Source organism: Rossellomorea vietnamensis NBRC 101237 (assembly GCF_001591825.1).
GTDB classification, from domain to species: Bacteria; Bacillota; Bacilli; order Bacillales; family Bacillaceae_B; genus Rossellomorea; species Rossellomorea vietnamensis.
The window spans coordinates 36,802-45,827 of the sequence record NZ_BCVQ01000033.1; the positions used below are offsets into that span (position 1 = coordinate 36,802).

Genomic DNA, 9,026 nt, shown 5'->3' on the forward strand with positions numbered 1-9,026 from the left:
TAAGCGTGAGTACGTTTTTAACAATCTGAAATTGGGTAATGAAAACCAAGGAGGTTATAAAAATGGGATATATTGCGCCGATTCCTCACTATCAATACAAACAATATCAGGAAAGAGATATCAAGGTTGATCAACACCACTTCAGCTTTTTCCCCGTACAACCGATTAAACCACTGAAAAATAAATCACAAGCTCACCCAGAAGGAGCAGGCGACCATGTTCCGCATTCCATTCAAGTAAAGGTTCCATACGAGAAAATGAGTAAATCAGCCATCCCCTCCACTTTATTAGCACAGCTCACAGGAAAAGGAAAACACTTTAACGAATATGTGTAGTGAACCGATTCTATGGGGGTATTGAATTGAAACTACAGAAATTCACAGAACATTGCTTTGCATTTACAGGTGCGGTTACGATTGGTTATTGTGTAAAAGATGGGAAGGGGCTATTAATCGATAGCGGATTGGATGATTCGGCAGTGAAGAAGGTAAAGAGGATATTGGACGGGGAGGGACTTCCCCTCGATTATTGCGTGATCACCCATGCCCACGCCGATCATTTTGGCGGTGCCCGCTATCTTAAGAGTAAGTATGCTATTCCATTGTTTGCCCTGAAATTTGAAAAAGCGATCATTGAGAATTCCATTTTAGAACCCATCTATTTGTTCAATGGGGCTGTTCCTATAAATGAATTAAGGAATAAATTTCTTGAGGGACAGGCAGTCGAGGTGGATGGAGAACTATTAATTGGAGAAAACATCATTGGTCCGTTTACCTTCGACGTCATTGATTTACCAGGGCATTCGCATAGTCAGGCAGGTCTTCTGGTTGATGGTATTTTATATGCAGCGGACAGTTATTTTGGAAGTGAGACGTTAAAAAAGCATGTGATCCCCTTTATTGTGGATGCAGACCTTACACTGGAATCGTTAGAAAAACTCCTTCACATAGCCTGTAAAGGAGCGATACCGGGTCATGGCCGATTCGAAGAAGATATTACTCAAACAGTAAAGGAAAATATCGAACTTCATGAAGAACGAATGGACTCCCTTTTAAATGTGGTAAATACAAGCCCTAACGGAAAAACAATCGATCAGATCATGAGGGAATACTTGGACCTACATACCATCACCGTCTCGAATGTGGGACAGTGGCTGCTATTCAGGACATCGGTCACAGCCTATCTCACAAGTCTTGAACGGAAGAAACTTCTGTCCTTTTTGATTCAAAACAATGAGCTAATCATTAAACCCCGTTAATATCCTTGTACCAACAAGGTTTTTCCATCTTCCCATTCTGCGTAAAGCACGTCTTTGGAGGAGTGGAAGCCTTGTTTTTTTATTTCACTCAATAACCAAGTATCTTCTTGTCCTGCAAGGGTCAAGTTATCATAGACAATTTCACCATCTACAATAAAGGCAAGTGGGAGGGTGGCTGCCTTGATGGGGAGTTGAAGATCCTGTCGCTGTACCATATCATATAGCGGCTTTCGGATGACGCTCAACGTCCCGTCTGATTCAAGAAGGGCATATTCACATTCTCTTACAGAAAACACATCTTTTGCCCGGAGTAAATGCTGAAGCTGATTCAAATCCAGGTGATTCTTTTTGAGTTCATCATAATTAATTTGACCTTTATTGATGATTAACGAAGGCGTCCCCTCAAGCATATGCCGGAAACGCCTTGATTTTTGAGTGAAGTATTCAGTAATGAAGATCAGGCTTCCCCAAATCGAAATGGCAGCGAGAATTTGGAAGACGGTCGTTTTCCCGTCATAAAGGGAGTTTCCGACGAGCTCACCAAGAATTAAAGCGGAAATGAAATCAAAGGCTGATATTTGCGTGATTTGTGTTTTTCCTAAGACTTTAGTCAGAATGAGTAGAGCAAAATATCCGACGATCAATTCAATGGCAATGGACTTGATTTCCATAATGATCCCCCTTTCCATACCTTTCCCCATTATCGCCGGGAAGGGTGGTGAATATACGAAGGGACAAACAAAAAAGAACAGAGAATCCAGACCTGAAACTGGACTCTCTGTTCTATTCAAATGGTTTTTTTCATTGTTTTATGAGGAATGCCGGCATCGAGGAATTCCTCGGACGTAACCTGATATCCTAATCCTTCGTAAAAAGGGATGGCATATGTTTGGGCATTTAATTTCAATTGTGATAATGGCTGCCTCTTCGCATACTCTTCAATGCCGAGCATCAATGTACGCCCGGCCCCTTTTCCCCTGATGGATTTAAGAACGCAGATCCTTTCCACTTTCCCAACTCCGTCAAGAATGCGAAACCGTCCGGCCCCGACCGCCTTGTTCTGGTCATAGAGAACGAAATGCGTGGAGTCGTTTTCATACTCATCGATCTCTTCTTCCAAGGGAACCTGCTGTTCCTCTACAAAGACCGTCTTTCGAATATGGAATACCTCTTGAATCTGATCCTCTGTCTTGGCAACTTCGACGTTCACCGTTTACTGTTCCTTCCCTAATCGGAAAGTTTCGTACACGGTCCAGGAGCCGTTCTCTAACTGATAAAGCAAGTGGAAGCGGTCGATTATCTCCTCATGGTCGATGCCCAGCATGCTCAATGATCCGAAAATATCCGAATGTTCATCATTCGAAAGCTTTTGGGCAATCGTGATGTGAGGAACGAATGCGAATTCCGGCTCGTCACCCATGAAGTTTTGATTATGCATGTCATCGTGCAACCCTTGAAGTTCAGGCTTTGACTCGACCTTGAAATAAATCACATTGTTTACAGGTTGGAAGGAACTTACTTTGTACACCTTTAAATTAAATGGATCGTATTTCTTTGAAATCACGGAAAGCTTTCCTGCGATATCTTTAATTTGATCGTCATCTGCACTAAAGACATTTTTCAATGTCAAATGTGGCGGAACCAATGCGTAATGAGGATCATAGCGTTTCCTATAAGAGTTCGCGATATCTTGTAGCTTTTTCGATGGGAAAATGACTATACCATAATTCATTTTCTTCAATCCTCCTCTATTTAACTATCATTGTCATATGTATAGTATAGCAAATTTTTCAAAAATTTAATATAGGGCGAACGAAAGAGCAATGGGATGATTACTGAAGCTTACGGCTGATCTAAAGAGACAAGGGGGAGCCCCTTGCCTTTTAGGTCAGCTAAAACATTAACTTCAATGCACGTTTTAAATCAGGCTGCCAATGCTTCCAGGTGTGGTCCCCGTCAAATTCATCGTAAAAGGAACTGAATCCTTTTTGATCGAATGTTTCATGAAGCTGTCGGTTGGGTTTCAAGAAGTCTTTTACTTTGCCATCTGTCGTCTTCACTTCGGTTTCCTGCATCCCTATTATATGGTAGATGCTTAATAGATGAGGCTGTGTGAATTCTTCCACGGCATCAAGGACTTTTTCGTTGACGAAAGGAGATTGAAGGAGAACCTTGCCGAATGTGTTCGGGTATTTCAAAGCAGTCATCAAAGAGACGGTTGCCCCCAATGAATCTCCGATAAGAGCACGTCCCATCCCCATATGATAAGTCGGGTAATGTTCATCTAAATAGGGGACCAGTTCATGTGCCAGAAAACGGATATACGCATCGTTTTCCTCACCGTGGGGATGATACTTCCGCCTGCGATCCTCTACATCTTTATATGGAACCCCCACTATGATCATATTTTCGATTTCCCTGTTTGAAAGCAATTCATCCGCGAGTCGCGGGATCCTCCCGAGCTGGAAGTAATCTTTGCCATCCTGTGCAATGAGCAGGGTGTATTTATAAAGGGGAGAGTAGGTTGCCGGTAAATAAACCAGCATCTTCATCTCTTCGTTTAATTCTTTACTAAAGAGGTTTAATTCGGTTACATTTCCTCTTACAGTTGTCATGACGATAGCCTCCTAGAATCATTGTTAACGGTTACAGAAAGATTGTACCATAATCTCTTTCAGAATTCCCAAAAGCGGATCGCAATACGAAAATTCAAAAGAGTGTTATAATTTTCATACAATCAGGACTGTTTAGAAAGGGGAATAACCATGAATAAACCTGTTCATTCAAGAGATGTTACCAAAGCTGCACTCCAGAAATTGAAAGATCGGGGAGTGACCATAGAAGATATAGCCGAAATTGTCTTTGAAATGCAGTATCCATATAATCATGAGCTTACGATGGACGATTGTATTGATAGTGTGAAGAGAGTCTTATTAAAAAGGGAGATTCAGCATGCCATCCTTGTCGGGGTGGAGTTGGACCAGCTTGCTGAAGAGAAGAAGCTTTCTGAACCTCTTCAATCAATAGTGGAATCGGATGAGGGCTTATTTGGGGTCGACGAGACCATCGCACTGGGAGCTGCCCTTGGATATGGAAGTATAGCCGTGACCACTTTTGGTCATCTTGACAAAAATAAGATAGGCATCATCCGTGAATTGGATACGAAAAACGGAAAGGGTGTCCATACCTTTTTAGATGATATCGTAGCAAGCATCGCTGCAAATGCATCTTCAAGGATCGCCCATAGCTTAAGGGACCGTGAAGAGAATATTTCAGAAGAAGATAAGTTGAAGTTCGAGGACGAGGAATTAATAGGCTGAAAGACAACCTGATATATAACAGCAGGGGACTGAAGAAAGAAATTCATCTTCAGTCCTTTTTGTGTGGACAAATATACGCGGCAGGTGAAAAGGAGGGTAATTCCTGTAACCGCTTTATACATTTCCTATACATTTCAAGGTTCAGGATGAAGGGATGTGTATGACATGGGAATTGTATAAAAGGGTTTTTTATGAAAAATGTTAAAAGTTTATGTATTTGGTTTGACAAGATTGTTACAGACTGTGTTACAATTATTTCGTTAACGTACAAAATTTAATAGGGGGGATTAGAATATGAAAAAACGCAGTTTATTTCTAAGCACTGCACTACTTCTAGTTCTATCTGTCGTTCTTGCTGCATGTGGCGGCGGATCAGGTGGAGGTTCATCATCTGATGGTGAAGGTAACAAAGAGGTTGACTTCATTGGGATTGCTACAGGTGGAACAGGGGGTACATATTACCCGTTGGGCGGAACATTCGCAAAGATCATTGAAGATGAAACCGGAATCAAGTCTTCCGCATCCACTTCAGGTGCATCTGCTGAAAATATGGCCGCTGTGAAAGACGGCAAAACTGAAATCGCTTTTACGCAAACGGATATTGCATCTTACGCGTCTGAAGGTACAGAAATGTTCAAGGACAACAAGGTAGAGAACGCAAGAGGGATTGCGACACTTTATCCAGAAACAATCCAGATCGTTACAACGAAGGATTCAGGTATCAAATCAGTGGAAGATCTAAAAGGAAAAGTCGTTTCTGTAGGTGAAGCTGGATCTGGTACATTACTGAATGCCACTCAAATCCTTGAGGTTCATGGTATCAAGCTGGAAGACTTAGAAGCTCGTAATCTATCATTTGATGATTCAACGACAGGAATCCAGGACGGTACAATCGATGCGGCATTCATCACATCGGGTACTCCTACTGGAGCGGTTGAAGGTCTGGCTGCGACAGAAGACATTGCGATCGTACCTGTTGAATCAGGAAAAGTGAGTGAGCTGATCGAGAAGTATCCTTACTACTCAGAAGATGAAATCCCGGCTGGGACATACAGTAAAGTGGATGACGCAGTGACTACGGTTGCCGTTCGTGCCATGCTTGTGACGAATGCTGATATTTCTGAAGATGTCATCTACGATGTAACAAAGGCCATTTTTGAAAACACGGATAAAATCACCCACGCCAAAGGAAAGCTGATCAAAGCTGAAGATGGACTTAAAGGTATGGGAATTGAATTACATCCTGGTGCAAAGAAATACTTTGATGAAAAAGGAATTTCAATGGAATAGTTTCACACCAGTAGATGGACGAAGGGATAGGCCGCTTAATACGGTCTATTCTTTTGTTTTGGTTCGAGCTAATTCCAAACCTTTAGCAAAATGGACAAAAAATGGAATGGTGGGGAAATCTTGATGAAGAAATTTTCATTCATGGGTGCGATTCTCCTAATTCTTTGTGTCGGAATCATCCTTTTTATACCCTTACAAACTTTTTTAGTGATAGAACCGAGAAGTACTGCGGGGGACCCGGTCCTTTTCAGCCTTCCCGACGATCATTCATTTTCGGTTCGCTACACACACTCTATTCATCTATCAGAAGTAGAGGAATTTTACCATCAAACATCTTCCAATCAAATTCAACAAACCCAATTACTCTATGAAGATACTGCCATTGGGATGCCGGCCAATGCAGAGGGAAATGAAACCTTTGAAGTGACGAAGGAAGGCAAATATTTAATTTCTAATATGGATAAAGTGTTCCCATTCATTGATATCCGGATCGGACAGGTCGTCGCCAATCACCGTCTTGTGATGGACAGAAAGGAATATCCTTTAGCCGACTATTTTGATAAAGGCTCCGTCGTACGGGTTCAAATAATGAAACAATCACTTTATGATCAGTGGAAAGGAGTGACTGTAGTTGGAAAAAGATAAAGAATTTGAATCATTGACTGCAGAACAACAACAAGAGTTACTTGAGAAGTATGATCCTGAATCATCGACCAGGAAATTTCATCACGGGATATTCAAATGGATCATATTCTTCGGATTATTGGCATTTTCATTATTTCAATTAGTAGCATCCATCTTTCAATTCATCCCTAGGCAATTATTGTTATCCATTCACTTAGGGTTCGCTCTTTCTTTAGTGTTCCTCTTATTCCCTGCCCGGAAGAAGAATCTGAAGAAGGATAAGATCGCCTGGTATGACGTTGTTCTTTCAGTCATCTCGATTGGGATCGGTGCTTATTGGCCGATCATGCAGGATGACATCGTCAGCCGGGTGGGATTAATGACCTCCCTTGATTTCTATGTCGGTTTCGCTGCAATGATCCTTGTACTCGAAGCAACCCGTCGTGCAGTGGGGTTACCGATTACCATCATTGCTTCTGCCTTCATCCTGTATATGTATTATGGCAGACTGATGCCTGGATTCCTTGCCCATAGAGGATATGATTGGGATGATATCGTTAAAACGATGTTCTTTACAAGTGAAGGGATCCTTGGTACGCCCCTATATGTATCAGCCACCTTCATCTTCCTGTTCTTATTGTTCGGGGCATTCCTGGTGAAAACCGGCGTCGGACAATATTTTAATGATTTGGCAGTGTCCATTGCCGGGAAACGTGTAGGAGGACCCGCAAAGGTTGCGATCTTCTCCAGTGCCCTTCAAGGGACGATCAGTGGAAGCTCAGTAGCAAACGTCGTGACGTCGGGTTCTTTCACGATTCCTATGATGAAGAAGCTCGGGTACCGTAAAGAGTTTGCAGGAGGGGTAGAGGCTGCTGCGTCGACAGGTGGTCAGCTGATGCCTCCTATCATGGGAGCTGCCGCTTTCCTGATGGTCGAGTTTATCGGGGGGATTTCCTATTGGGATATTGCCAAAGCTGCCTCGATTCCTGCCGTCCTTTATTTTACCGGGATTTGGATCATGACTCACTTTGAAGCGAAGCGTATCGGTCTTCGTGGATTATCAGATGAAGAAATGCCCAACCGTAAAGAAGTATTCAAAAAGATTTATCTGCTGCTTCCGATACTGACAGTCATCATTCTGTTGGTAAGCGGAATGAGTGTCATGCGTGCAGCACTGTGGTCGATTGTAGCCACTATCCTCATCAGTGCCATACGTAAAGATACAAGGATCGGCTTCAAGGATGCTGTGGATGCCCTTGTTGACGGTGCCAGGACTGCCTTGTCTGTAGCCGTGGCAACAGCTGCCGCCGGTATGATCGTCGGTGTTGTAACGAAAACGGGATTAGGATTGACTCTGGCAAATGGATTGGTGGACCTGGCTGCAGATCTGACCAATACAACAGAAGGTAAGCTGATCCTTACATTGATATTTACGATGATCGCGTCGATCGTACTCGGCATGGGTTCTCCGACAACGGCGAACTATGTCATAACATCCACCATCGCTGCTCCTGCGATTATTCTATTAGGGGCACCGGAGCTTGCGGCTCATTTATTCGTATTTTACTTCGGGATCATTGCTGATATCACGCCTCCAGTGGCGCTGGCTGCATTCGCCGCGGCCGGGGTATCGGGAGGGGAGCCGATAAGGACAGGGGTCAATTCCGCTAAATTGGCCATCGCCGCCTTTATCATCCCTTATATGTTCGTCCTGTCACCTGAACTGTTAATGATCGATACGACCATTCCTAGATTACTTTGGGTCGTCTTCACAGCCGTAACGGGGATGATGGCGATCGGGGCAGGTATGATCGGATATTGGTATCGTCGAGTGTTCATCATAGAACGTTTCCTTTGTGTAGCAGCCGGATTATTACTGATTTATCCTGAGGGGATGTCGGACATTATTGGTCTGGTATTATTCGGTATCATGCTTGCGCTGCAATTCTTTATTAAGAGAGAAGATAAAACACCAACAAGAGCAACGGCATAACAAATAAGAGGCTGTTACCCCATTCATGGGCTAACAGCCTCTTATTGATTTTGATCAAGTCTTGATATCATACGGTCAGAATGAAAAAGGATTGGAGAAGCGGCTAGGATGTCATGAATCCTGAAGTTGCGCACATCTCGCCTGAAATAGCAATAAGCGGTGATATAATCCTTTTCAACTTTTTTGACCAGTATTCTCCTTTTCGAGCATTTCAGCTGCGAAGTCATGTATATGATTTCAATGGGACATCGATCCATCAACGATCGCTCTAATATCCTCATCATGTGGAAGCCCCCCTCAGTAGGATGTATTGACATTGTATGCGAACGAATGTTCTTTTATACATGAAATCTGGAATAGGTGAATTTCTTTAGAAAAATCCATTGACAATTCTCTTATATTTACTATAATAGAATATGTACCTTACATCGTGACTTGTTAGCTCAGTGGGAGAGCACTTCCTTGACAGGGAAGGGGTCGTGGGTTCGAATCCCTCACAGGTCATACATAGAAAAAAGGATGCATCTCATAAGATGCATCC

Annotated in this window: 11 protein-coding genes and 1 tRNA gene; 7 read left to right on the forward strand and 5 right to left on the reverse strand. The window is 42.9% G+C overall.

All coding sequences use genetic code 11. The features are described from left to right. The first annotated feature begins 62 nt into the window (after positions 1–62). Together BVI01S_RS15605 and BVI01S_RS15610 are read left to right on the forward strand one after the other, a co-directional pair. A complete protein-coding gene (locus BVI01S_RS15605; protein WP_034763506.1) occupies positions 63–335 on the forward strand; it encodes a hypothetical protein in 273 nt (90 codons plus the stop codon). A gap of 26 nt (positions 336–361) precedes the next feature. Further along, on the forward strand, positions 362–1,258 hold the full coding sequence (locus tag BVI01S_RS15610; protein WP_034763507.1) for an MBL fold metallo-hydrolase: 897 nt from the start codon (positions 362–364) through the stop codon (positions 1,256–1,258). Here BVI01S_RS15610 and BVI01S_RS15615 read toward each other — a convergent pair. The 4 genes from BVI01S_RS15615 to BVI01S_RS15630 form a co-directional block, all read right to left on the reverse strand. Next, positions 1,255–1,929 (reverse strand): DUF421 domain-containing protein, encoded by a 675-nt coding sequence (locus tag BVI01S_RS15615; protein WP_034763509.1) that lies wholly within the window; start codon positions 1,927–1,929, stop codon positions 1,255–1,257. The two genes, BVI01S_RS15610 and BVI01S_RS15615, sit on opposite strands and share 4 nt — an antisense overlap. A 116-nt stretch (positions 1,930–2,045) precedes the next feature. Further along, a complete protein-coding gene (locus BVI01S_RS15620) occupies positions 2,046–2,468 on the reverse strand; it encodes a GNAT family N-acetyltransferase (RefSeq protein ID WP_034763512.1) in 423 nt (140 codons plus the stop codon). Positions 2,469–2,471: 3 nt separating this feature from the next. Next, positions 2,472–2,990, reverse strand: a complete 519-nt coding sequence (locus BVI01S_RS15625) for a YjcG family protein (RefSeq protein ID WP_034763515.1) — start codon at positions 2,988–2,990, stop codon at positions 2,472–2,474. A 160-nt stretch (positions 2,991–3,150) separates the two neighbouring features. After that, the gene (locus tag BVI01S_RS15630) at positions 3,151–3,873 is read right to left on the reverse strand and encodes an alpha/beta hydrolase (RefSeq protein ID WP_061810848.1); all 723 of its coding nucleotides are present in this window, start codon (positions 3,871–3,873) and stop codon (positions 3,151–3,153) included. Positions 3,874–4,023: 150 nt separating this feature from the next. Between BVI01S_RS15630 and BVI01S_RS15635 the strand changes: the two genes are divergently transcribed. The 4 genes from BVI01S_RS15635 to BVI01S_RS15650 all read left to right on the forward strand — a co-directional run bounded on the left by BVI01S_RS15635 (position 4,024) and on the right by BVI01S_RS15650 (position 8,485). Continuing rightward, the gene (locus BVI01S_RS15635; RefSeq protein ID WP_034763521.1) at positions 4,024–4,578 is read left to right on the forward strand and encodes a phosphatidylglycerophosphatase A family protein; all 555 of its coding nucleotides are present in this window, start codon (positions 4,024–4,026) and stop codon (positions 4,576–4,578) included. A 294-nt stretch (positions 4,579–4,872) separates the two neighbouring features. Continuing rightward, positions 4,873–5,868, forward strand: coding sequence for a TAXI family TRAP transporter solute-binding subunit (locus BVI01S_RS15640; RefSeq protein WP_034763524.1), 996 nt, complete (start codon positions 4,873–4,875; stop codon positions 5,866–5,868). Between the two features lie 123 nt (positions 5,869–5,991). After that, positions 5,992–6,513, forward strand: coding sequence for a DUF1850 domain-containing protein (locus tag BVI01S_RS15645; protein ID WP_061810849.1), 522 nt, complete (start codon positions 5,992–5,994; stop codon positions 6,511–6,513). Continuing rightward, on the forward strand, positions 6,500–8,485 hold the full coding sequence (locus BVI01S_RS15650) for a TRAP transporter permease (protein WP_061810850.1): 1,986 nt from the start codon (positions 6,500–6,502) through the stop codon (positions 8,483–8,485). Before BVI01S_RS15645 ends, BVI01S_RS15650 begins: the two co-directional genes overlap by 14 nt. Before the next feature lie 41 nt (positions 8,486–8,526). On the opposite strand, the gene BVI01S_RS15655 is transcribed toward BVI01S_RS15650, so the two are convergent. Continuing rightward, positions 8,527–8,769: a WYL domain-containing protein gene (locus BVI01S_RS15655; protein WP_061810851.1), complete on the reverse strand. Its 243-nt coding sequence runs from the start codon at positions 8,767–8,769 to the stop codon at positions 8,527–8,529. 148 nt (positions 8,770–8,917) lie between these two features. On the opposite strand from BVI01S_RS15655, the gene BVI01S_RS15660 reads away from it, so the two are divergent. After that, positions 8,918–8,989, forward strand: a tRNA-Val gene (locus tag BVI01S_RS15660). Positions 8,990–9,026: the final 37 nt, after the last annotated feature.

What these genes read in the sequence shown, in the direction of transcription:
- BVI01S_RS15605 (WP_034763506.1), top strand. Translation starts at nt 63, where the DNA reads ATGGGATATATTGCGCCGATTCCTCACTATCAATACAAACAATATCAG.
- BVI01S_RS15615 (WP_034763509.1), bottom strand. Translation starts at nt 1,929, where the DNA reads ATGGAAATCAAGTCCATTGCCATTGAATTGATCGTCGGATATTTTGCT.
- BVI01S_RS15625 (WP_034763515.1), bottom strand. Translation starts at nt 2,990, where the DNA reads ATGAATTATGGTATAGTCATTTTCCCATCGAAAAAGCTACAAGATATC.
- BVI01S_RS15630 (WP_061810848.1), bottom strand. Translation starts at nt 3,873, where the DNA reads ATGACAACTGTAAGAGGAAATGTAACCGAATTAAACCTCTTTAGTAAA.
- BVI01S_RS15635 (WP_034763521.1), top strand. Translation starts at nt 4,024, where the DNA reads ATGAATAAACCTGTTCATTCAAGAGATGTTACCAAAGCTGCACTCCAG.
- BVI01S_RS15640 (WP_034763524.1), top strand. Translation starts at nt 4,873, where the DNA reads ATGAAAAAACGCAGTTTATTTCTAAGCACTGCACTACTTCTAGTTCTA.
- BVI01S_RS15645 (WP_061810849.1), top strand. Translation starts at nt 5,992, where the DNA reads ATGAAGAAATTTTCATTCATGGGTGCGATTCTCCTAATTCTTTGTGTC.
- BVI01S_RS15655 (WP_061810851.1), bottom strand. Translation starts at nt 8,769, where the DNA reads ATGATGAGGATATTAGAGCGATCGTTGATGGATCGATGTCCCATTGAA.